Raw genomic sequence first — 23,725 nt, 5'->3', positions numbered from 1 at the left:
ATGGAAATACTACCATCGATAATAGCAACAAGACAGAAAGCGCGTGAGATTGCCCTTCAAGTACTTTATCAAAAGGATGTTAGTAGAGAACCATTAGAAATAGTATGGAAAGATTTTTGCAAACATTATCAACCACCAACAGAAGCTTTAGATTATGCCTGGCAATTGGTGCAAGGAGTTACAGAGTATCAAACTTATATAGATTTATTGATAGAAAAATATGCCTTACATTGGCGATTAGAACGTATTTCTTTAATAGAAAGAAACATTTTAAGATTAGCTATTTATGAAATGTTTCATATTCCAGATGTGCCTCCAAAAGTCAGTATTAATGAAGCCATTGAATTAGCTAAGATGTATGGCAGTGAAACTTCCAGTACCTTTGTCAATGGAATTTTAGACGCTGTTTTTCATAAAGAATTTGAAAAACAAAATTCTTAAAGGGGAAAGAAATGAAAGAAACCTATTCACCACATGAAATAGAGAAAAAATGGCAAAATGAGTGGGAAAAAGCACAAATCTATAGAGTAACTGAAGATAATAAAAAGCCAAAATATTATATTTTAGAAATGTTTCCTTACCCTTCTGGTCGTATACATATGGGTCATGTGCGCAATTATTGCATTGGTGATGTTTTGGCTAGATATAAAAAAATGCAAGGATTTAATGTCCTTCACCCTATGGGTTGGGATGCCTTTGGTTTACCTGCTGAAAATGCCGCTATTGAACATAACATTCATCCAGCCAAATGGACATATGACAATATTAATTATATGCGACGTCAATTAAAACGTTTAGGATTTAGCTATGATTGGAATAGAGAATTTGCTACTTGTGACCCTGAATATTACCGATGGGAACAATTATTTTTCTTAGAGATGTTTAAAAGAGGTCTTGTTTATAGAAAGAAGGCTCCAGTAAATTGGTGCCCTAGTTGTCAAACTGTTTTGGCAAATGAGCAAGTAGAAGAAGGGAGATGTTGGCGTTGTGGGGCTGAAGTAGAAACAAGAGAATTAGAACAATGGTTTTTTAAAATTACAGCTTATGCTGAAGAATTACTTTCATATTGCGATAAGTTAAAAGGTTGGCCAGAAAAAGTGCTTGTAATGCAACGTAATTGGATTGGAAAAAGTGAGGGAACAGAAATAAAATTTCCATTAGAAGGAATAGATGATTATATCACTGTTTTCACTACCCGTCCTGACACTCTTTATGGCGTTACATTTATGTCTTTAGCACCTGAACATCCTTTAGTTTTAAAACTAGTGAAAAATACTTCACAGGAAAAAATAGTAATGGAATTTATAGAGAAAATAAAGAAAATGAGCCATGTTGAAAGGATGGCAGAAACAGCAGAAAAAGAAGGAGTATTTACTGGCGCATACTGTAAGCATCCTTTATTAGATAGAAAGATTCCTATTTATGTAGCTAATTTTGTTTTAATGGAATATGGTACAGGGGCTGTTATGGGTGTACCTGCTCATGATCAGCGTGATTTTGAATTTGCAAAAAAATATGGCTTACCTATTATTTTAGTTATCAAACCACCAAATGAAAATTTAGATCCAGAAACAATGAAAGAAGCTTATACTGAAGAGGGTATTCTTATAAATTCTGGCCCATTTAATGGACTTAATAGCAAAAAGGCAAAAGAAATTATTACTCAATATTTGGATGAAAGAAAACTTGGTAAAAAAACCATAACTTATCGTTTGAGGGATTGGGGCATTTCACGCCAGCGTTATTGGGGAGCACCTATACCTATTATTTATTGCCCAAAATGTGGTATTGTCCCTGTACCAAAAGAAAAATTACCTGTTATTTTGCCCTTAGATGTAACTGTAAAAGGAAAGGGTAATCCCCTTTCTGAACATGCATCTTTTTATGAAACCATTTGTCCCTATTGTGGCACAAAAGCAAGAAGAGAAACAGACACAATGGACACATTTGTAGAATCTTCTTGGTATTTTGCTCGTTATGCCTGTCCTGATGAAAATAATGCACCTCTTAATAAAGAAAAGGTAAAATATTGGTTACCTGTAGACCAATATATTGGAGGCATTGAACATGCTGTTTTGCATTTACTTTATGCAAGATTTTTTGCAAAGGTACTTAGGGACTTAGGATGGCTTGAAATAGATGAACCATTTATTAATCTTCTTACTCAAGGAATGGTATGCAAGGAAACTTATCGATGCAAAAAACATGGTTATCTTATACCAGATGAAGAAGTAGAGGAAAAAAATGGGAAAAAGATTTGTAAATACTGTGGCAAAGAAGTAGAGATTGGTCGTTTAGAAAAGATGTCAAAATCCAAAAAAAATATTGTAGATCCTGAATATATAGTTGATCAATATGGAGCAGATACAGTTAGATTATTTATCCTTTTTGCTGCTCCGCCAGAAAGGGATTTAGAATGGAGTGCTCAGGGTGTTGAAGGAGCTCATCGCTTTTTAAATCGATTATGGCGTTTAGTAAATGATGCTTTACCTTTTATAAAAGAGAAAAGCAATTATGATCACAATAAATTAAATAAAGAACAACAAAAATTACGCCGTAAAACACATCAAACTATTAAAAAGGTTACTGAAGACATAGAAAGATTTCACTTCAATACTGCTATTAGTGCATTAATGGAACTTTTAAATGAAATATCAGAATTTTGGCAAAAAGGGCTAAGAGATAAAATAAGTTGTGCAGTATTAAAAGAAGCTATAGAAAAATTTATTATTCTTCTCTCACCTTTTGTCCCACATATTACTGAAGAATTATGGCGAGAGTTAGGACATAAAAATTGGTTAATAGAAGAACCTTGGCCTAAGTGGGATGAAGAGGCTATTAAAGAAGAAACTATATTAATAGTTATTGAGATTAATGGTAAAGTAAGAGCAAGAATAGAAGTTCCTGCTAATATATCTGAGACGGAAGTTAAAGAACAAGCATTAAACCATGAAAGGATAAAACAACTTTTGTCAGGAAAAGAAATAAAGCAAATTATTTGGGTACCTAAAAAGATTGTGAATATTGTAGTATGATAAAATATATTTTTATCTTTTTAATTCCATTTCACTTCATCGCTTGTGGTTATCATTTTAGCTTAATTGAAGCTCGAAGAGCAAAAGCAATTTCTGAAGTTTCTTTAGGAGTAGAAAAAATTTACATACAACTTTTTCAAAATCATACACCAAAGCGTGGATTAGAAAACAATTTTTTAAATGCCCTTGTATATGAATTTAATACAGGAAAAGGACTTCAAATCGTTAAAAAAACAGAAGCAGAAGCATTTCTTTTAGGTGAACTTACTGGTTATAGGGCTACAGGCATTGCTTATACAAAAGGAGAATACACAGCTACTGGACGTATAAGTTTAACTGTAAAGGCAATTTTAAAAGATAGAGAAGGCAAAATACTTTGGCAAAAAACTATCTCTGATCAAGAAGAATATCAAGTAACTAATAATCCTTCAGAAACAAAAAGTAATCGAGAAATTGCCTTACAGCGCATTCTCGACCGATTAGCTGAGAGAATTTATGAAGGATTAATTATGGGAATTTAAGCAGCTTTTTGTAAATTTTGTCTTAAGAGATGAACTTTTTTAGAAAGGCGAGAAATTTTACGCGAAGCATTTCGCCAATGTAATACACCTTTTGAAGATGCTTTAGAAATCACTGATACAGCTTCTTGTAATGCCTTTTCTGCCTCTTCTAAAGACTTAGATGCAATTGCTTGATGTACTTTTTTAATAACATTTTTTACCCTTGTTTTATAAAAACGATTACGCATTCGCCTTTTTTCAATCTGTCTAATCCGTTTAATAGCTGACTTATGATGTGCCACCTTTTTTCCTCACTTAAATTTTGCTTGCTTATATCATAAAAATAAAGTGTGTCAAGGTTTTATTGCCAAAATAATCTTTGACCTTTCATCTAAAGGAATTGTTTTTATACTATCAAAGCCCAATTCTTTTACCCAATAAATTACTTCTTTTTCTTTATAGCTTCTGCCTTTTTGAGTATGAATAAGCATATTAACGGAAAAAATAGCCGCCCAAGGAGGATTAAGACCTGATTCATCTAATAAAAAATCACGTATTCCAATCTTTCCTTTATTATTTAAAGATTGATAAACCTTTTTTAAAAGAAATTTATTCTCTTTTTCACCAAAAATATGAATAATTGAAGACATCCATACAAAATCATAATTATTACCTAAATCATCTTTTAAAAAATCACCTTTTATAAATTTTATCCTTTTTTTCTCTATTTTCTTTTTTTTAATCAACTCTTTAGCAACATTTATTGGTCCAGGAAGATCAAAAAGCACAGCCTTTAATTTCGGATACCTTTTTAAAAAAGCTACACTATAAGCACCTGAACCAGCACCTAAATCCAACATAAGCCTAGCTTCACTTAAATCTATTAAATTAGCTACCTTTTCTGCTACTTCTTTTGCTAAATGCTCCATACCCAAAATAAAATCCCTATTTATCCTTTTTCTTCTTTTTATTGGACAACCACTCTTTATAATAGAAGTTAATTTAGACCAGTCTTTCCACAAATGAGCCATATGTCTAAGACCACCACCAGGATATTCTTCACTATCTGTGCGTAAGAAAATAGCTGCTGCTTCAGTTAAACCAAATTTTTCTCCTTTTTTCTCAAGTACACCTATAGCTGCCAGTGCATGAAGCAAAATTTCAATAGCTCTTTCATTAATTTTTAGTCTTTTTGCCACTTCTTCTGATGAAAGAAAATCGCCAAAAACATCAAAAAGCTTTAATTCTACAGCAGTTAAAAGAATACGAGACTGCCAAAAACAACCAGCTATTTCTCTAATCTTAGCAACAGACAGATTCATTAAACTTTAAATTTTACTTCTATCTTATAAGTCTTTGTGGCGGGAAAATTATATATTTCTTCTATCCCTGTCTCCTTACGTATTTCCTCTAATGCCTTTTCCACTTCTTCCATTGTTGGAGCAATGAATGTGAACCAGATATTAAATTCATCCCTTCTTTGATAATTATGTGTAACACCTTTATATCGATTTACTATCTTAACAAACTCAGCAATCTTTTCCTTTGGGACTTTAGCTGCGCAAAGAGTGCTAACAAAACCAAGTTTATCTGAATTAAAATTTGCTCCAATACGGCGAATATAACCGTCCCTTTTCAATCTTTTTATCCTCTCAATTACTTCCTTTTCACTAATACCAAGCCTTTCCCCTATCTCTGCATAAGGACGAGAAGTGATTGGAAAATGAAATTGAAGTTCATTCATAATTTTACGGTCAATTGTATCCATAGTTTACTCCCAATGTTTTGGTTGATATAAACACATAGGCTCTTCGCTTAAATAATCGCCTGTTAAGGCATATGCCCTAGCTCGGCAACCCCCACATACATGCCAATATTCACAGCGTCCACATTTACCTTTATATTGAGATTTATCTCTTAATTTAATAAATATTAAAGAATTTTTCCATATTTTAGATAAAGGCTCTTTTCTTATATGTCCACATTCAATATCTAAATAGCCACAAGTTTGAACCTTGCCTGTACTAGATATAAAGCAAAATCCTATCCCTGCTAAACAACCTCTTGTCATTGCATCTAGACCATAAGTTTCAAATGTAACCTTTTCACCCCATTCTTTTGCCTTTTGCCTTAAAATACGATAATATTGAGGTGCACAGGTTGCTTTTACTTGAATAATTGCCCTTTTCCTTTGTTCAGCAAGCCAACTCAATATTTCTTCATATTCTTTAGGTGTAATTACCTCTTCTTTAATATCCTTTCCCCTACCCATAGGTACAAAGAGAAAAATATGATGGGCAATTGCACCAAGCTTAATAGCCAATTTTTGAATATCTGAAATTTCCTTTAAATTTGTCTTTGTCACTGTAGTATTTATTTGAAAATCAAGCCCTCCCCTTTTTAATGCCTCAATCCCTCCTAATGTTTTGTCAAATGCACCAGAAACACCTCTAAAATTATCATGGCTTTCTGCATTAGCACCATCAATACTTACACTCACTCGTTTTATGCCCACTTTTTTTAATTCCTTTACCCAATTATCGTCCAATAATGTACCATTTGTCGCCAATACCATACGCAATCCCCTCTCTGTACCATATGCAGCTAAATCTAAGATATCTTCTCTCATTAAGGGTTCACCACCAGTTAAAATAATAATGGGCTTGGAAAAACTAACAATATCATCCAGAATAGCTTTACCTTCCTGTGTAGTAAGCTCATCAGATAAAGGTTTATTAATTGCTTCAGCACGACAATGTTTACAAACAAGATTGCATGCCTTAGTTAATTCCCAAGCAACAAGACGAAGTGAAGGAACCTTTATCTCATCAACCATTTAGCTACATCTTTGGCAAAATAAGTTAGAATTAAATCCGCCCCTGCTCTTTTAATACCTATTAAGGCTTCTAAAATAACCCTTTTTTCATCAAGCCAGCCATTTAAAATAGCTGCCTTTAACATAGAAAATTCACCACTAACATTATAGGCAGCGATAGGACGATTTATTTTCTGACGTATGCGATAGATGATATCAAGATAGGGCAATGCAGGTTTAACCATAATAATATCTGCCCCTTCAGCTACATCTAATTCTGCCTCCCTTATTGCCTCTCTTGCATTTGGTGGATCCATCTGATAACTACGTCTATCACCAAATTTTGGTGCAGATTCAGCTGCTTCCCTAAATGGCCCATAAAAGGCAGATGCATATTTTACTGCATATGACATAATAGGGATATTTTTAAAACCTGTATTATCTAATGCCTCTCTAATTGCCTTTACCCTTCCATCCATCATATCGGATGGGGCAACTATATCTGCACCTGCTTCAGCATGTGATACAGCTGTTTTTGCTAATAATTCTAAAGTAGCATCATTATCTACTTCACCATTTTTAATAATCCCACAATGACCATGGCTTGTATATTCACAAAGGCAAACATCTGTAATAACAATTATATCTGGCACTTTGTCTTTAATTGCCTTAATTGCCCTTTGAATAATCCCATCCTTTGCATATGCCTCACTACCAAATTCATCCTTTTTTTCTGGGATACCAAATAAAATAATGGCTGGAATACCTAAATCATAAACCTCTTTTACTTCTTTTATTAACTCATCTATGGAAAAACGATAATTCCCAGGCATAGAAGAGATAGGTTCTTTAATACCTTTGCCAGGCAAGACAAAAAGGGGGAAGATTAAATCATCAATAGATAGATGTGTCTCCCTTATCATCCTTCTAAGATTTTCATTTCGTCTTAATCTTCTTGGACGATACCTTGGGAAATACATTATTTTAGCCCAATCTCTTCATCTGTGAGATAACAAGCAGGGTCAGGTGCCCAAATATCTCCATAATATGCCTCTGCCCTTGCCCGAAAGTTTCCTGCACATACATCAAGCCATTTACATTTACTACAACGCCCTTTAACATACTTTTTCTTCTCTTTTAATTTTGCCATTAATGGATTTGATGTATCCATCCAGATTTCACTAAAAGGTCTTTTTCTTACATTGCCAAAGCTATGATTACGCCAAAATTGGTCTGCATAAACCTCACCATCCCAACTAACACAGCCAATCCCTACCCCAGAGCTATTTCCCTCATTCATTTTTAATAATTCCAATACTTCTTTTGCCCTAGGATTTTTTTCTCTTAACATCCTTAAATAGATATAAGGGCCATCAGCATGATTATCTACAGTTAAAACCTCTTTTTTCTTCCCACGTTTAAATAAGTCATAAGTAAGGTCAATAATTTGGTCTACTACTTTTCTTGTTTCTTCATGAGATAAATCTTGTTCAATTAAACTGCTCCCCCTGCCTGTATAAACTAGATGGTAAAAACAGATTCTATCTATCTCTTCTTTTTCAGCAATCTCAAAGATCTTTGGTATCTCTTTTGCGTTTCCTTTAAAAATAGTAAATCTAAGTCCTACTTTAAGTCCCAATTCTTTACAATTCCTTGCCCCTTCTATTGCCTTTTTAAATGCACCTTTAATACCACGGAATTCATCATGCACTCTTTCACCACCATCAAGACTTATACCTACATAAGATGTCCCAATCTCTTTTAAACGTCTTGCTACTTCTTTTGTAATAAGTGTACCATTTGTAGAAAAGACTACCCTTAATCCTTTCTTAGCTGCATATTCAGCCAATTCAAATATATCTTGTCTTATCAAAGGTTCACCACCAGAAAGCAATAATACAGGACAGCCAAATTGGGCTAAATCATCTATTAAATGTTTTCCTTCTTTTGTCGTTAATTCATTTGAATAATCCTTATCTTCAGAAACAGCATAACAGTGCTTACATTTTAAATTGCAACGTCTAGTAACATTCCAAACAACAATAGGCTTTTTATCTAAAGCAAATTGCAAGAGATGGGAAGGTAAATGTTTTGTCTTTCTTCCATAACGTAGAGGGTCAGATGGTTCAACTGTACCACAATATAGCTTTGATACACCAATCATAATTGGTTTTTAAATCATTCTTATTAAATCGTCAAGAAAACTGAGGTTCATAAAAATTTCCTTTAAAAATTAAAGGATTGTTTATATCAAAATTAATTTTATTATAAATTTTCATAAATCTTTTTTTAGCTAAAGGAGAGAGAAAGGTTTGAGTTTTTTTATATCCTTTATCAGCTAATAAAAATTCATCATAACTTTTACAGCTCCCTTTTCCTAAAAGGAAAAAATAACCTTTCATATCAAAGACAAGGGCTGGAAATAAAAAGAGCTGTTTAGCATAAGGGCATATTGTTGTAAGAAAATAAGAAAATCTTTTTTTCAGAAATACATCAAAAAGCACATCTAAAGCAGTGGTCATAATATAAAAAGGAGATTTAAACATTATAGCCATCTTTACCATCTCTTTTAATTCACACTTTTTGCAAGCAGGATAAATAATTAAATTCTCAGCAAACAAACAGCGATGATTAAATCTTTTTGCTGGACAATCAAGAGGTTTTTGACAATATGCCCCTATAATTAATGGATGAGAAAAAGAATATGGCTTTATTTTTTTAGATAATTGATATTTTAAAAGCCCTTTAATTGAGCTTATTGGATGAGCAAGAAATAATCTTCCTAGAATTTCAAATCCCAACCTGCGTTTCATAGATTTAAAAGCAAATTCCCAAAAAATTTTGTTTTTAAACATATTAAATAATATCACAAAATGTCCATTTTGTAACTTATCTTCCCATTGCTACCTTAGATGGTTTCTGATATGATTTTGCAAAAAATTTTGGAGAAAATAGATGGAAGTAAAAGAAGCTATTTATAAACGTCAAAGTATTAGAGGATTTTTATCTAAATCTGTTGATAATGAGCTTATTATTGAAATTCTAAAAGCTGCTATTCAAGCACCTTCAGCTTGCAATATACAACCTTGGGAATTCATTGTCATTAAAGGAAAAGCAAAAGAAAATTTAGTTAAAGCATTGCTTTCTGCTTATAAAAAAGAAAAAAGACCATCTAGAACACAAGCTTCTATGCCAGAAAAATATAAAAATAGAATGAAACAGCTTTTTGAAGCAATAAAGCCCTTTGCAGAAAAAACACCAAATTTTGATACATGGCAGGGGAGTTTAAGCTTTTATAATGCTCCAGTAGTTATCATTGTTGCCAAACATAAAGAAATAGCTTATTTACGACTTTTAGATATTGGTTTGGCTGTACAAAATCTTATGCTTATGGCTCAAAGTCTTGGACTAAGCACATGTCCTATTGGACTTACTTTAAGATATGAAGATATTATTAAAGAAACATTATCTTTGCCTGATACACTTGAATTAGTTTTAACTATTGCTCTTGGTTATCCAGATAATTCTCTTTATATCAATAAATTTAGGGCAACAAAAATAGATCTAAAAGAATGTGTACATTGGATAGAATGAAAAGAGATGATTATAACTATGGATTTAAAATAGGCAATTTGTTTAAAAAAATTTATAAAGATATTTTGCATTTAAATATTAAATTTGATGTCTCAAAATTTCTTTTATATTTAAAGGAAATTTATCCACAAAGATGGCAAAGATTAAAAGGATTAGCAGATATTTTGGGCATAAATATTAAACAGCTTTATACTAATGTAGTTTATTTATTCACTTTAATAAAAGGATGTACTGCTGGCTTTTGTGCTCCAAGTGCAAGCAAGGATGGAAAAACTTATCTTTTTTGGAATATTGATTTTTTAAAAGCATCTGAAAAAATTAAAAAATTTTTTAGATTTTATTTAGTTAGCATACCTAATACTTATTGTTATCTTGCATTTGGTATTCCTGGACTTATTGCTGTGCCTATTATAAATGAATTTGGATTAGCTGTAGTTTCAGCCTCAGTAGGAATGAAAGATGGAGGTGGAGAAGGTATTATGGATGCTGAAATAATCCCTTTATGTATGGAAAAGAGCAAGAATATAGAAGAAGTTTGCCATATTTACAAAAGCACTAAATTATACTCATTTCCAGGAATAACAGCTGGTGCACTTTTAAATTTAAATTGTATATGGGCAGATAATTTTGGAAATGGAGTTTTAATTGAACATTCATCAAATTATCTTCACTTTGAATTTGCCAAAGAAGGTATCCTTGCCATTGCAAATCATCATCAATTTATTCAAAAATTAACAGGTTCTCCCACACCTAATGAATTACCTTCTATTGCTGGCTCTTATTGTCGATTAGGAAGAATGTGGAATTTACTTAGAAAAAATAGAGGTAAAATAGGTTTAGAATTAATCAAAAAAATAATGGCTGATCATGAGTTAGAAAAGGAACATGTAAATAATTATAAACATAGAGAGTTAATTGATGATGGTACTATATGTGTACATTATTGGCATCTTAAAAAATATTTAAGGGAAGGTAATCTTAAAAGGGCAATAGAAACTTATTTAATGGGGAAAACAGTTGGTTCTATCATTATTGAACCAAATTCTTTAATAATTCACACATGTTCTGGTAATCCTTGCAATCATCATTATAAATCTGTATTTTTTTCAAATAAAAAATTTTTAAAAGTCAATAAACCCATAAATCCTCTTTTAAAAAAGTCTTTTAGAAAAACACTAATTACATTAGCTACTTTTTTAGAAAAAACAATTCCAGTAGAAAGGAATGCTTAAAGAATTACCATATTTGGTCTATGCAGATGATCAAGGTCGGATTTATAATCATCCCTATTTAAAAGTTTTGGGAAAGTCTGGAGAACAAATTGTTATTCCTGAACCTAAAGATTTCATCCCATTACCTGAGGGAAGTAAACTCTTTTTTTTGCCAAAATGTCCTCCTCTTGGTTATGATGAAAAAAGAGGCCATATCTACCTTATAGAAAACCTACCATTTTCTAAATGGAAACCCTGTCATGGTGTAGCAGCCTTTATGTCTCCTGGTTATTTACGTACACTTTTGCCTGCTGTAGATTATTCACAAAAAGATTATATCCTACCTCTTTGGGGCTATACAGCTGTAGGCTGGTATGAAGGGAAATATTGGGTGGCAGGAATATTAGTTGAAGATAATCCACATTGGCACCCTTCACAGTATGATGACCGCACTTTATTACCAAAATTAAAAGAAAAAATTAAACAGTTTCCAAATAATCGTCTTATAAAACATTTAAAAATCTGTGCCACAGAATTTCATTGTTTTGCTGCTAAAAATGCTTTTTATAAACGTTGGGAATTGCCTGTACCTATCTCTCCTACTTGTAATGCTCGTTGTCTTGGCTGCCTTTCCTGGCAAGAAGGGAGTTGTCCACCTTCTCATCATCGAATTTCATTTATCCCTTCAGTAGAAGAAGTCATTGAATTTGTTTTACCTCATCTCCTTGAGGCAGAAGAACCTATAATCAGTTTTGGACAAGGATGTGAAGGTGAACCTCTTTTACAAGGAAAATTGATTGAAAAAATTATAAAAGATTTACGTAAAAGAACAAATCGTGGTACTATAAATCTTAATACTAATGGTAGCTTACCTGAAGTAGTAGCAAAATTAGCTGATGCTGGTCTAGATAGCATTCGCATTAGTTTGAATAGTGCACAAGATATTCTTTATCAACGTTATTATCGACCTTTAAATTACAATTTTAAAGATGTAAAGAAAACAATTAAAATTGCTAAAGAAAAAGGGCTCTTTGTCATGATAAATTATCTTACTTTCCCTGGACTTTCTGATACAAAAGAGGAAATTGATGCGTTAAAAAGACTTATTGAGGAAACAGAGATTGATTTAATTCAATTAAAAAATTTAAATATTGATCCTTTTTTATATTGCCGCAAAATGGACTTTCCCTATACTGCTGGTTTGGGAATGAAATACCTATTAAAAGAATTAAAAGATAACTTCCCACAATTAACATTTGGATATTTTAATCGATTTCTTCATTGAGTGCTTAATTCAGGGCTAGCTAATTTTATCAACTCGTTTTTTGCCCATTTTGCTTCTTCTGCTTTTGGGTATCTTCTAATCAACTGTTCAAATAAAATACGCGCTGTTTCTTTATCGCCCAACTTGAGAAATGCCTTTGCCTGTTTAAAAAGGGCAGGTGGCAATTTAGGACTCTTTGGATAATTTTTTATAACTTTTTGATAAGCAAGGATAGCTTCCTCATACTTTTTTTGAGAATAATAACATTCTCCTAACCAAAATTGAGCATTTCCTGCTAAATTTGATTTAGGATAAAGCTTAAGAAATTGATTAAAAACCTTTATTGCTTCTTTAAGTTTTCCTTTTCTAGCATAAGCTAGACCTTCTTGATATAATTGTTTTTCTGTCTTTCCTCTTTTTATTTGTTTTTCTCTTTCAATTATTTTTAATCTTTTTTCTATTTTTTCTAAACAGGAAATTTGATCATTAATTCTTTTTTGCAGATCTTTAATTTGATTATTTAAATTTTCAATATCTTTATTTAAGTTTTCTTTTAATATTTCTAACTGATATGTAGTTTCTTCTACTTTTCCATTCAATTCATTTAAGGCTGTTTGCAAACTATCAATCTGCACTAATAAATCTACTTGACGAGAAGAAATTGCATTAAGAGTTTTAATCGTTGTCTCCAATTTTTTTACTCTTTTTTCCAAATCCTTTACATGGGTCTTTTCTAAACGACTAACCCTTTCATGCAGATTAACAATATGTTGTTCTAAACCAATTAAATCTTGTCTTGTAGCACAACCTAATAAAAGTAAAAAACAAAATATTATTTTTTTCATAATTAATACTTAATGACTATAAAATGACACCTTCTGTTTTTAGCCCAAGCTTCTTCACAATGTCTTGGATCAAGAGGTCTTTCTTCTCCATAACTAATAATAGAAATTCTTTCAGGGTCAACACCTAAATTGACAAGAAAACGTTTTGCGCTATTTGCCCTTCTTTCTCCTAATGCCAAATTATACTCCTCTGTACCCCTCTCATCACAGTGCCCTTCAATCAAAATATGTACTTGTGGATTTTTAAGCAACCATTCTGCTTTTTTCTTTAAAATCTTAGCAGCATCAGGTCGAATATTATATTTGTCAAAATCAAAATGAATATCTTCTGCTTCAAATCTCTTAATTTCCTCTGCAAGTTGTTTTCTAATCAATTCTTCAGCACTAATTTTTTCTTCTGTAATCTTTTCCTCAGTAATACCACTTACAGGAGGCATTTCCTCTATTGGAGTCTTTTGCATTTCTACTTTTTCTGCTGGTTTTTCTTTCTCTTCAACTGTGGGCACTTCCTCCACAGGTGGGGCAACCGTAACTAAAGGTTTTTTAGCACATCCAAGAAAAATTATTAATCCAAATATTAACAAAATTTTCTTTTTCATCATTTCCTCCTTATCTTAAGTAGGGTGACCAATTGGGCTGTGTCTGTCTGCCTGGTAATTTTGGTAAAACAGGAAACTTACATCCATCTGCCATACGTAAAATATAAATTTTCCCATTTTGACTAAAAGCAATAAAATGACCATCTGGTGACCAACTGGGGCTTTCATGGTTCGCTTCATCATATGTCAATTGTTTTATCTCACTGCCATCGGACTTTATCACAAATATATGGAAATGTCCATCCCTCATTCCACTATAAGCAATATAATTTCCTTTAGGTGACCAAGCTGGTGAAGTATTATAATTTCCTTCAAAAGTTAAACGTCTAATTTTACCTGAAACTATATCTAAAATATAAATTTGAGGACTACCACTTCGATCAGAAACAAAGGCAATCTTTTTCCCATCTGGAGAAAAAGTAGGAGAAACATTAATACCTTTAGAACGTACCAAACATTTTATAACCTTTCCTTTATTATCTGTTAAATATATTCCTTGATAACCTGCTTTTGTTAAAGTAACAGCAATATATTCGCCATCTGGCGACCAAGCAGGACTGATATTAAGTCCTGGATAATGGATAAGTCTAATTACCTCTGGTTTTTTTAAATCTAAAAGATAAACCTCAGGTCTTCCCTTTTTATAACTAGTAAAAAGAAGCTTATTACCTTTAGGGTGCCATCTAGGACTTAAACAAATATTTTTAAATTTAGTAAGAGGATAAAAATTATAGCCATCAAAATCTGTGATATAAATTTCTTTTGTATTTTTTTCTTCATAAACAAAGGCAATCTTTGTTTGAAAAATACTTGGCTTTCCAGTGAGTATTTCTATTATAGCATCTGAAAAACGATGTATCATGTAACGTAAGAAATTTATTTTACCTTCATAACGTTTACCAAGAAGTTTCATGCCTTTATAAACATCATAAAGATAGAGTTTAATTTCTAAATCTTTTTCCAAAATTTTTATCTGTCCTTTTATTAAAAGATAAGCACCAATCAATTGCCATTTTTTAAAATCTACTTCCAAAGTAGGTTTTTCTTCCAAAAAGGTTTCTGGTTTTAATATCTCAAAAAAACCAGTATATTCTAAATCTTTTTGTAAAATTGTTCTTGCTTCTAAAGCTATTTTTCTCTCACCTACAAAATAGCTTATAGCTATAGGAATTTTTTCTTGTCCAGGCGCTTCAATATCAATATAGACTCGAGCAAAACAAAGATTAGAAAAGAAAAGAAAAAAGAGACTAATTAAGTATTTTCTTTTAACCACCGAAACCGTACCCCTATTTCGTGAAAATTTTTAGTATAATCTTTTGGCAAAGCAGGTAAAGGAACAGATTTTTCAATAGCTTCTTTTACTGAACGATCAAATATTATATTACCAGAAGATTTTTCAAAATATTTTGATATAATTTTCCCTTGCCTATTAATTTTCAACACAACAATAGCTTCAAGTTGATTTGCTTCTTTTAATAAAAAAGTGGGTAATATCCAATTTTTTTTAATTTTTTCCCAAACTTTACGATAATAAACCTGAAAGGCTAAACTTAAAGATTTATTATTAAAATTGTTACTTATAAATTCCCCTAATACCTCACCACTTATCCCTTCTTTTATCTCTTCAGCAACTTTTGTAATTTTTCTTTTTTTCACCTTCTTTTCTATACTTTTAATCCGTTGAGCTAAAAAATCCTCCCAATTATTTTTGCCAGTTTTTTTCTTTTTTATAGAAATTGCCTTTGAAGTTGTTTTAGTAATATTTCTTTTAGAAATTTTTTTAGAAACTTTTTTAAAAGAAGTTTTTTTTGCTTTAACTTTTTTTACTGGAGGAATTTCTACAATATTTACTTGATATACAGGTGAAAAAGAGAAATATTGTGTGCGTTCAATAGATGCATAAAAGATGATTGTTAAAAGAAAAACGTGAAACAGAAAAGAAATCAATAATGAAACCTTAAAACTCATTTTTTCTTTTTAGGCTGGGTAATAAGTCCCACTTGCTCTACACCTGCTGCCTTTATTTCAGCCATTATTTCCATAACATAACCATATGGCACATTTTTATCAGCTTGTAATAATATTTTTTGATAAGGATGAGATTTAATAATAGAAGAAATTTTTTCTTTTAATTTTTTTAATGATACAGTATAACGATCAATAAATATATTTTTCTTTTTATCTATAGTAATAATAATTGGCTCTTTTCTCATCTTCATTGGTTTGGTAGTAACAGTAGGCAAATCCACTCTTACTCCATAAGTAAGCATGGGGGCAGTGATCATAAAAATAATAAGCAATACTAACATTACATCTACTAATGGGGTAACATTAATATCTGACATAAATGGGTCTTCATTTAGATTTCTCACTTCTTATATACCCTCTCCTTATACGGTTAAGCATATCAGTAATAAAGTTTTCCATAATAGTTTTTTGTTCCATAACACGCTGAGTAAAATAATTATAACCGATTACTGCAGGAATAGCTGCAACTAAACCAAAGGCAGTAGCTACAAGAGCTTCTGAAATACCAGGAGCTACTTCAGCTAATGAAGCTGAACCTTTTAAACCAATATCATGAAAGGCACGCATAATGCCCCAAACAGTACCAAAGAGCCCTACAAATGGAGCAGTATTGCCAACAGTGGCAAGAAAGGTCAAACCCTGACGTAAACGTAAATATTCAAATTGAGCAGTTTTACGCATAGTTTCTGTCAAATTTTCTAAAAACATATTTTTTTCAATAAATCCTTCTCTAGACCATTTTTTTAATTCTGTAAAAGCAGATTGATAAATTAAACTGATTGGAGAAGCACCATAATTGCGTGATTCTGTAAAAAGAATCTTTAAATCATTAGTACTCCAAAAAATTTCTAAAAATTTTTTACCTTGATTTTTAATTCGCTTAAATACAAACAAACGATTGATAATAATAGCCCAAGATATAAGGGACATTAAAGTAAGAATAATAAGAACAAATTTGGCCATGGGGCCAGCATGCAGAATCATTTGATAAAAAAGACTTTTTTGAAGAATAGGAAAAGACATAATCACTCCTTTTTTAGAGTGAAATATTAGAGTAAAAATGAAGAAAAGTCAATTTCATTGACCTAATTAGACCTTTATGCTAAAAATTTCCTGTGAAAGTTGGCTATTTTAGAATAAAAAATAAATTAGGGCTTCATGCTCGCCCAGCAGCACGATTAGTTGATTTGGCTAAGGAAGTTAATTCAGAAATAAAGATTGTTAAAGGGAAAAAAGAGGCAGATGCAAAAAGCATTTTAGACTTATTAACATTATCATGTCAATTTGATGATAAAATAAAAATTGAAGTAAAAGGAGAAGATGAAGATAAAGCCTTTTGGTTGATATGTAAATTGTTTGAAGCAGAAATAGGAGAAAAAATAAATGGAAGAAAGATTTAAGGGAATTGGAGCTTCTCCTGGCATTGGTATTGGTAAAGTGGTATTGCTTGAAAGAAAAGAACCTCGCTTTGTTTATGAATTTTTATTAAAAGAATCTGAAGTAAAAAAAGAAGTAGAAAGATTTAAAAAGGCAGTAGATGAAGTAAAAAAAGAGTTTAAACAACTTATTAAAAATCTCAAAAAAACTCCATTTAAAGAAGTAAAACAAATTATTGAAACATATATCAGTATTCTTTCTGACCCTTTATTATTTAAAACCACAATTCATTGTATTAAAGAAGAAAAAGTTAATGCTGAATGGGCTTTAGCAAAGTCTTTAGAAGGAATTGAAAAAATATTTGGTGAAATTGAGGATGATTATTTAAAACAAAGAGTACAAGATGTTCATTATGTAGTTAATCGCATTCTTACTAAATTGCAATCGCGGCAAGAAATTAGTAGACAAGTACCAGCTCAAAGTGTCATTGTAGCCTATGATCTATCTCCTCCTGAAATGACACGCTTTTTATCTGGAGAAGTAGTAGGATTTGTCTCAGAAACAGGTGGGAGGACTTCACATACTGCTATTGTTGCTCAAGCTTTAAAATTACCTGCTGTTTTGGGTGCCAAAGAAATTAGTCAAAAGGTAAAAGTAGGTGAATTGATAATTGTAGATGGTTTAAGTGGTGAGGTAATTGTAAATCCATTATCAGATACACTTAAAAAATATCAAGAAAAACAGAAAAAATATAAAGAATATTGTCAAGAAATTGAACATTTTGCTTTTTTACCAGCTCAAACATTAGATGGTTATACTCTTAAAGTTATGGCTAATGTGGAACTTTTTGAAGAAATTCCTTCAATACTTAATGCTGGTGCAGAAGGTATTGGTCTTTTTCGTACAGAATTTTTTTATCTTCAACAAAAAGAATTGCCTGATGAAGAGACACTTTATGAATATTACGCCAAAGTTGTAAAGGCAATGGCTCCATATCCTGTAACATTTCGTACTTTAGACCTTGGTGGTGATAAGCTTAGTTCAGCCTTAGAATTTACTCCTGCATTAAATCCAGCATTGGGACTAAGGGCTATCCGATTTTGTCTAAAACAAAAAGATATATTTCGTACACAATTACGTGCCCTTTTGCGAGCAAGTGCACATGGACAAATACGTATATTATTACCATTAATTTCAGGACTTGAGGAAATTAAAGAAACAAAAGAATTTTTAGAAAAGTTAAAAGCTGAATTAAAAGTATCTGGTTATCCTGTTGCTTCTCATATTCCTCTAGGAATTATGGTAGAAGTACCTTCAGCTGTTACACTTATTGAATTTTTGGCAAAGGAAGTGGATTTTTTAAGTATTGGTACAAATGACCTCATTCAATATACTTTGGCTATAGACCGTGGTAATGAGCAAGTAGCTTATCTTTATGAACCTTTGCATCCAGCAGTACTAAGAATGATTTATACTATTGTAGAAACTGCTCGAAAATTACGTCTTCCTGTTAGTGTATGTGGGGAGGTGGCAGGAGATCCTATATATACACCTATTCTTGTTGGGATGGGAATAAATGAAATAAGTTTAAATGCTCAAAATATTGCTTTAATAAAAAAGACCATCCGTTCTATTTCCTTCCAGGAAGTAAGAGAGCTTGTAAAAGAATTGATTAATATGGGAAGTGTGAAAGAAATAAAACAGTGTTATTTAAATATAGTACAAAATTGGTTTAAAGAAACACTAGAAGATATTCTTACAGAAAGAATAAGTTTGGTTTATGAAGGAAAAACATAAAAAGATTATTTGTACTAATAAACGTGCTTATTATAATTATCAAATTGAAGAGACATTTGAGGCAGGTATGGTTTTAAAAGGTACAGAAGTAAAATCACTTAGACTTGGAAGAGTAAGTCTTGGTGATAGTTATGCTGAAATAAAAAATAATGAAGCATATCTTATTAACTGCCATATTGCTCCTTATCCTTTTGCTACTCATACTCAACATGAGCCATTACGTCCTCGCAAATTACTTTTGCATAAAAAAGAAATTAAACGATTGATTGGAAAACTTAAAGAAAGAGGTTTAACTTTAATCCCTCTTCGCATTTATTTCAGAGATGGAAAGGCTAAAGTAGAATTAGGATTGGCAAGAGGTAAAAGGAAAATTGACAAGAGAGAAGAGATAAAAAGAAGAGATGAAGAAAGAATTATGAGAAGAGAATACAAAATTAAATGATTTTTTCTAAAGGCATAATAAAAACGCAAATTCCCTTTCCTTGACGTTTATCAGAATATTTCTTTAGTTCTTTAAGCAATGTCTCTTTTTCTTCTTCATTAACACCAATAATCAAAGCATTATTAAATCCAGGCCAAACTGCTGTATCCAATCTAGGCTCAGAATTCTTTCCTTTACCCAAAACTCGCTCCAATTTGGAATAATTCTTTATACCTGTCTTTTCTAAAATAGCCATTAATTCTTCATCATATTCAACATGATAAATAATTATAATGACTTTCATATCCTCTTTTTATACACCTTATATGTAATCATAACACTTGTTATACCTACAATAACTCCAGCGACTGCATCTGTTACATAATGATACCTTCCATATACTGCCCCTAAAGCAACCATGATAGCTAAGGGGAAAAGTATTTTAAAAAGCCATGGCATGTATTTTTTAACTATAAATGATGAAGCCATGACCATTGCTACATGAGAAGATGGGAAGGCTGCCCCTTTTAAAGCAAATTTAGCCATCATTTTTGCTTGAATTTTAGGTAAAAAATAGCCTATAATTGGCACTGTATATTTATCTGCTAAAGTAAACCTTGGGCCTGCTACAGGGATTAAAACAAAAAGAATAAAACAAAAATAATAAACTAAACTCATGCCAAAAATAAGAGGGGGAGCTCCTTTTCTTTTAAAAAAATAAATAATAAAAGGAGGGAAAAGAAAAATTAGATAATAAGAAAAATAACCAAAAGCCATGATTTCTGTAAGTAAAGGTGAAATAAATTTTTGTAAATAAACAGTTGGATGAACACCAAAAATAGTTAATTCAAAATTGTGAATAAAAGAATCAAAAAGATTAGGAAAAATAGCATGAATATAATGACGTAACAATTCATAAAAATTTGGTACAGAAAACAATGGATACATAATAGCAATAAATTCTAATAAAGGGTTAGAAAAATATTTAACAATTTGCATAATAACAATTACAAATGCAGCATAGGAAAGATAAACAATTAAATAATTTTGCCATGAAGGAATGTTTTCTTTAAAAAAAATAGTAATTATAGCCATAAGAAAGACATAAATAAATGAAATAATATGAATAGGTAAAGTTTTAATGTAAAGTTCAACTATTTTATTCTTTTCCGCCACTCTTCTAAAATAGAATAAAGTGTTGGTATTAAAATTAAAGTTATTAAAGTAGATAAAGAAAGACCACCAATAACTGTAATGCCCAAAGCATTCCAGATTTCAGAACCTACACCCTTATCTAAAGCCATAGGCAACATACCAAATATAGTTGTTAATGTTGTCATAAGCACTGGTCTTAGTCTAGACCTTCCTGCTTCTATAATAGCTTCATAAAGAGATAATCCACGTTTTTGTAATAAATGAGTATAATCTAAAAGAACAATAGCATTGTTTACTACAATGCCTGTAAGCATAACTATACCCATAAAGCTAATAATATTTAAAATAATACCAGTAATTAAAAATGCCCAAATTACTCCTGTAAAGGCAAAAGGCACAGAAAACATGATAACAAATGGGTCTAAAAATCCTTCATATAAAGAAGCCATTACCATGTAGGTTAAAATAATACCTAAAAGCAATAACCATTTTAAATCTTTAAAAGCCTCTCTTTGCTCCTTTATATAACCACCAAATTGAATAGTAACACCAGGGGGAAGATTTAATTTTTCTAATTCTTTCTTTATATCTCTTGTAACCTCCCCTAAAGATCGTTTATAAGTATCAGCTTCCACTTTGATAATTCTTTGTCTATTTTTTCTTTCTATCTCTGTTAATCCAGTGCCTTCTTTAATATGAGCAATATTTTTTAATAAAATCATACGTCCATCTGGTGTGAAAATGGGCACTTCAGGTAGGGTTTCCAAACGATTTTTGTCTTTATCTGTAAGCCTAACAAAAATATCATAATCTTCTCCTGCATCACGAAAATCTGTAGGATTATTTCCATAAAAATAAGTCCTGACTGCATCAGCAATTATGGCAATATTTAAGCCCAAACTAGCCGCCTTCTTTCTATCTACCTCTATCCATATCTCAGGTCTTGGGTCTTTAAAGGAAAGACTCACATCCACAGCACCTGGTATTTCTTGAACTATTTTTTTAATTTTTCTTGCTACTTTAAGACTTTCTTCTAGATTGTAACCAAGCACTTCAATCACTATAGGTTTTGTGCCTCCCATAAGAACGGCAGAAATAGGATTTGTTGCAATTACTTTTGTTCTTGTTATGCCAGGTACATGTTTTAAATATTCTCTTAAAATAGCAGCAATCTCTTTATCACTACGTCTTCTTTTATTTTTATCCACTAATTTAAGCCCAACCTCTCCACAATTGCTGCCTTCTTCAAAACCTAATGCCTCACCAAATCCCTTTTCTGTCTGTCCAGCAAAACCATAAGTATGACGTAATTCTTCTGGTTTTATCTCTTTGGCAATCCATTGATTTATTTTATCTATTAATCTGCTTGTTTCTTCTAATCTTGTCCCTTCAGCCAAACGAAAACTGATACTAACAAAACCTGCATCTGGTTCAGGTACAAAGGCAGTACCAATAAATTTAAGAAGAAATATTGTTGGAATAAATATCAATAAAGAAATAGCGATAACGGTTTTTCTGTGTTTTAATGCCCAAGTAAGTAGAGATTTATATCTTTCATCTAGCTTATCCAAACTCTTATGTATCTTTTTAGTAAAAGAATTTTTTTTAGATTCTAAAGTCAAAAACTTTGAAGAAAGCATTGGGGTAAGGGTAAGGGCAGTAAAAAGAGAAGTTAATAATGTAGCGGTAATAACATAGCCTAATTGTTTAAACATAATACCAGTAATACCAGTAACGAACATTAATGGAATAAAGATAACTACGGTAGTAAAAGTAGAGGCAGTAATAGCCATACCCATCTCTGATGTGCCATAAATGGCTGCAATATGTGGATAGCTGCCTCTTTCTACATGCTTTGTAATATTTTCAACCACTACAATAGCATTATCCACTACCATACCTGATGCGATTGCCATAGACATAAGAGAGACAACATTTATTGTATAGCCACCTAAATAGAGCAATAAAAAGGAAATAATAAGCGAACAAGGGATAGTAATAGCAACGATAATTCCACTTCTTATATTCAAAAGGAAGACAAAAACAACTATAATAACTAAAATAATAGCTTGAAATAAAGTATTTTTTAATTGATTTAAAGCAGTTTTAATATATTCAGAATTATCTTCCACAATATTAATCTTGACATCACGAGGGAGGATTTTTTCTATTTTCTTTAACTTTTCTTTCACTCTATCAGCTACTTCTACTGTATTTTTTCCAGTTTGTTTTTGTAACAAAACAACAATGGCAGGTTTCCCATCTCCCCAGCCATTCATTATCCTTTCTTCAAAGCTATCACTTACTTGAGCAATATCTTTCAGATAAATCGGATTACCATGAAAATAACCCACTACACAATTTTTAATCTCTTCAACTGTTTTATAACGGGCAGGAATGCGCAGATAATATTCCCTTTTACCTAATTTGATACTGCCTGTTGGTATATCTAAATTTTCTGATTTTAAGATTTCTCTTATTTTATAAAGAGATAAATTGTAAGCCTTTATTTTGTCTAAATCAAAATAGACATTGATTTGACGTTTATCTCCACCATAAAGGATAACTGCACCTACTCCAGGTACACGACGCAATTCATCACCAATAATCTTATCAGTAATATAATAAAGTCTTGGCCAAGAAACATCAGCAGTTACAGTCATAAACAAAATTGGGGCAGTAGCACTGCTGAATTTAAATAAGACAGGTTTCTCTATATCAGGTGGCAAATCCCTTTTAGCAAGCTCTATTTTATCACGTATATCATTGCTGGCAGTATCTAAATCTGTGCCCCATTCAAATTTACATTGTATTAAAGAAAGATTAGTAATGGATTTTGAAGTTAATTCATCTAAATTGTTAACAGTAATAAGCTGATCTTCTAAATATTTAGTTACATTCTTTTCAACATCCTCTGCGCTTGCCCCAGGCCAATAAGTAAGAACACTTATTATAGGGGGTTCAATTTCTGGAAAGAGATCAATATTTAGTTTAAAAAGAGCAGTAATACTCATTAAAATTAATGCTGAAAAAAGCATTAAAGTTGCAATAGGTCTCTTAACACCAAATTCAGGTAATTTCATT

The 23,725-nt window shown here is 31.5% G+C and carries 25 protein-coding genes; 9 read left to right on the top strand and 16 right to left on the bottom strand.

From position 1 onward, the window contains the following. From nusB to lptE, 3 genes are read left to right on the top strand one after another with little or no spacing between them, the layout of a single operon-like run. Complete coding sequence (nusB, locus tag LWW95_00820; GenBank protein MDL1955583.1) at positions 1 to 441, top strand: transcription antitermination factor NusB; 441 nt, start codon at positions 1 to 3, stop codon at positions 439 to 441. Positions 442 to 452: 11 nt separating this feature from the next. Then, on the top strand, positions 453 to 3,035 hold the full coding sequence (leuS, locus tag LWW95_00815; protein ID MDL1955582.1) for a leucine--tRNA ligase: 2,583 nt from the start codon (positions 453 to 455) through the stop codon (positions 3,033 to 3,035). After that, positions 3,032 to 3,556, top strand: a complete 525-nt coding sequence (gene lptE, locus LWW95_00810) for an LPS assembly lipoprotein LptE (GenBank protein ID MDL1955581.1) — start codon at positions 3,032 to 3,034, stop codon at positions 3,554 to 3,556. The genes leuS and lptE overlap by 4 nt, the downstream gene beginning before the upstream one ends. Here the strand turns inward: lptE and rpsT are convergent. Genes rpsT through LWW95_00775 form a run of 7 tightly spaced genes read right to left on the bottom strand, consistent with a single transcriptional unit; the run spans position 3,553 to position 9,163 of the window. Beyond that, positions 3,553 to 3,837: a 30S ribosomal protein S20 gene (gene rpsT, locus LWW95_00805; GenBank protein MDL1955580.1), complete on the bottom strand. Its 285-nt coding sequence runs from the start codon at positions 3,835 to 3,837 to the stop codon at positions 3,553 to 3,555. The genes lptE and rpsT overlap by 4 nt on opposite strands. Before the next feature lie 51 nt (positions 3,838 to 3,888). After that, a complete protein-coding gene (locus LWW95_00800) occupies positions 3,889 to 4,857 on the bottom strand; it encodes an acetylserotonin O-methyltransferase (GenBank protein MDL1955579.1) in 969 nt (322 codons plus the stop codon). Further along, on the bottom strand, positions 4,857 to 5,303 hold the full coding sequence (locus LWW95_00795) for an AsnC family transcriptional regulator (GenBank protein ID MDL1955578.1): 447 nt from the start codon (positions 5,301 to 5,303) through the stop codon (positions 4,857 to 4,859). Before LWW95_00795 ends, LWW95_00800 begins: the two co-directional genes overlap by 1 nt. Positions 5,304 to 5,306: 3 nt before the next feature. Further along, a complete protein-coding gene (gene ahbD / locus LWW95_00790) occupies positions 5,307 to 6,371 on the bottom strand; it encodes a heme b synthase (GenBank protein MDL1955577.1) in 1,065 nt (354 codons plus the stop codon). Further along, positions 6,356 to 7,330, bottom strand: a complete 975-nt coding sequence (gene hemB / locus LWW95_00785) for a porphobilinogen synthase (protein ID MDL1955576.1) — start codon at positions 7,328 to 7,330, stop codon at positions 6,356 to 6,358. The genes ahbD and hemB overlap by 16 nt, the downstream gene beginning before the upstream one ends. Then, positions 7,330 to 8,514 carry a 12,18-didecarboxysiroheme deacetylase gene (gene ahbC / locus LWW95_00780; GenBank protein MDL1955575.1) on the bottom strand — a complete coding sequence of 395 codons (1,185 nt, stop codon included), beginning with the start codon at positions 8,512 to 8,514 and terminating at the stop codon, positions 7,330 to 7,332. The genes hemB and ahbC overlap by 1 nt, the downstream gene beginning before the upstream one ends. Positions 8,515 to 8,545: 31 nt before the next feature. Beyond that, positions 8,546 to 9,163 (bottom strand): hypothetical protein, encoded by a 618-nt coding sequence (locus LWW95_00775; protein ID MDL1955574.1) that lies wholly within the window; start codon positions 9,161 to 9,163, stop codon positions 8,546 to 8,548. 142 nt (positions 9,164 to 9,305) lie between these two features. Between LWW95_00775 and LWW95_00770 the strand changes: the two genes are divergently transcribed. From LWW95_00770 to LWW95_00760, 3 genes are read left to right on the top strand one after another with little or no spacing between them, the layout of a single operon-like run. Further along, on the top strand, positions 9,306 to 9,944 hold the full coding sequence (locus LWW95_00770; protein ID MDL1955573.1) for a nitroreductase: 639 nt from the start codon (positions 9,306 to 9,308) through the stop codon (positions 9,942 to 9,944). Next, entirely contained in the window at positions 9,941 to 11,176 is a 1,236-nt protein-coding gene (locus LWW95_00765; GenBank protein MDL1955572.1) for a hypothetical protein, read from the top strand. The genes LWW95_00770 and LWW95_00765 overlap by 4 nt, the downstream gene beginning before the upstream one ends. Then, positions 11,169 to 12,440: a radical SAM protein gene (locus LWW95_00760; protein ID MDL1955571.1), complete on the top strand. Its 1,272-nt coding sequence runs from the start codon at positions 11,169 to 11,171 to the stop codon at positions 12,438 to 12,440. Before LWW95_00765 ends, LWW95_00760 begins: the two co-directional genes overlap by 8 nt. On the opposite strand, the gene ybgF is transcribed toward LWW95_00760, so the two are convergent. The 6 genes from ybgF to LWW95_00730 are packed head-to-tail and all read right to left on the bottom strand — an operon-like array spanning position 12,434 to position 16,821. Then, on the bottom strand, positions 12,434 to 13,264 hold the full coding sequence (gene ybgF / locus LWW95_00755; GenBank protein MDL1955570.1) for a tol-pal system protein YbgF: 831 nt from the start codon (positions 13,262 to 13,264) through the stop codon (positions 12,434 to 12,436). The two genes, LWW95_00760 and ybgF, sit on opposite strands and share 7 nt — an antisense overlap. A gap of 2 nt (positions 13,265 to 13,266) precedes the next feature. Next, positions 13,267 to 13,863 (bottom strand): peptidoglycan-associated lipoprotein Pal, encoded by a 597-nt coding sequence (gene pal / locus LWW95_00750; protein ID MDL1955569.1) that lies wholly within the window; start codon positions 13,861 to 13,863, stop codon positions 13,267 to 13,269. 10 nt (positions 13,864 to 13,873) lie between these two features. After that, on the bottom strand, positions 13,874 to 15,136 hold the full coding sequence (gene tolB / locus LWW95_00745; protein MDL1955568.1) for a Tol-Pal system beta propeller repeat protein TolB: 1,263 nt from the start codon (positions 15,134 to 15,136) through the stop codon (positions 13,874 to 13,876). Further along, the gene (locus LWW95_00740; GenBank protein MDL1955567.1) at positions 15,115 to 15,831 is read right to left on the bottom strand and encodes a TonB C-terminal domain-containing protein; all 717 of its coding nucleotides are present in this window, start codon (positions 15,829 to 15,831) and stop codon (positions 15,115 to 15,117) included. Before LWW95_00740 ends, tolB begins: the two co-directional genes overlap by 22 nt. Continuing rightward, positions 15,828 to 16,235 carry a protein TolR gene (gene tolR, locus LWW95_00735; protein ID MDL1955566.1) on the bottom strand — a complete coding sequence of 136 codons (408 nt, stop codon included), beginning with the start codon at positions 16,233 to 16,235 and terminating at the stop codon, positions 15,828 to 15,830. Before tolR ends, LWW95_00740 begins: the two co-directional genes overlap by 4 nt. Continuing rightward, positions 16,219 to 16,821, bottom strand: coding sequence for a MotA/TolQ/ExbB proton channel family protein (locus LWW95_00730; GenBank protein ID MDL1955565.1), 603 nt, complete (start codon positions 16,819 to 16,821; stop codon positions 16,219 to 16,221). Before LWW95_00730 ends, tolR begins: the two co-directional genes overlap by 17 nt. A 185-nt stretch (positions 16,822 to 17,006) precedes the next feature. On the opposite strand from LWW95_00730, the gene LWW95_00725 reads away from it, so the two are divergent. The 3 genes from LWW95_00725 to smpB are packed head-to-tail and all read left to right on the top strand — an operon-like array spanning position 17,007 to position 19,507. Next, positions 17,007 to 17,291, top strand: a complete 285-nt coding sequence (locus tag LWW95_00725; protein ID MDL1955564.1) for an HPr family phosphocarrier protein — start codon at positions 17,007 to 17,009, stop codon at positions 17,289 to 17,291. After that, positions 17,275 to 19,065 (top strand): phosphoenolpyruvate--protein phosphotransferase, encoded by a 1,791-nt coding sequence (gene ptsP, locus LWW95_00720; protein MDL1955563.1) that lies wholly within the window; start codon positions 17,275 to 17,277, stop codon positions 19,063 to 19,065. Before LWW95_00725 ends, ptsP begins: the two co-directional genes overlap by 17 nt. Further along, entirely contained in the window at positions 19,049 to 19,507 is a 459-nt protein-coding gene (gene smpB, locus LWW95_00715) for an SsrA-binding protein SmpB (GenBank protein MDL1955562.1), read from the top strand. The genes ptsP and smpB overlap by 17 nt, the downstream gene beginning before the upstream one ends. Here the strand turns inward: smpB and LWW95_00710 are convergent. From LWW95_00710 to LWW95_00700, 3 genes are read right to left on the bottom strand one after another with little or no spacing between them, the layout of a single operon-like run. Further along, entirely contained in the window at positions 19,500 to 19,790 is a 291-nt protein-coding gene (locus LWW95_00710) for a transcriptional regulator (GenBank protein ID MDL1955561.1), read from the bottom strand. The genes smpB and LWW95_00710 overlap by 8 nt on opposite strands. Continuing rightward, positions 19,787 to 20,662: a phosphatase PAP2 family protein gene (locus LWW95_00705; protein ID MDL1955560.1), complete on the bottom strand. Its 876-nt coding sequence runs from the start codon at positions 20,660 to 20,662 to the stop codon at positions 19,787 to 19,789. The genes LWW95_00710 and LWW95_00705 overlap by 4 nt, the downstream gene beginning before the upstream one ends. Beyond that, positions 20,641 to 23,724, bottom strand: a complete 3,084-nt coding sequence (locus LWW95_00700) for an efflux RND transporter permease subunit (GenBank protein MDL1955559.1) — start codon at positions 23,722 to 23,724, stop codon at positions 20,641 to 20,643. The genes LWW95_00705 and LWW95_00700 overlap by 22 nt, the downstream gene beginning before the upstream one ends. Position 23,725: the final 1 nt, after the last annotated feature.

It is taken from the genome of Candidatus Desulfofervidus auxilii, assembly GCA_030262725.1.
Lineage (GTDB): Bacteria > Desulfobacterota > Desulfofervidia > Desulfofervidales > Desulfofervidaceae > JAJSZS01.
Note: the sequence above shows the minus strand (reverse complement) of the source record. Positions and strands in the feature narration are given on the sequence as shown.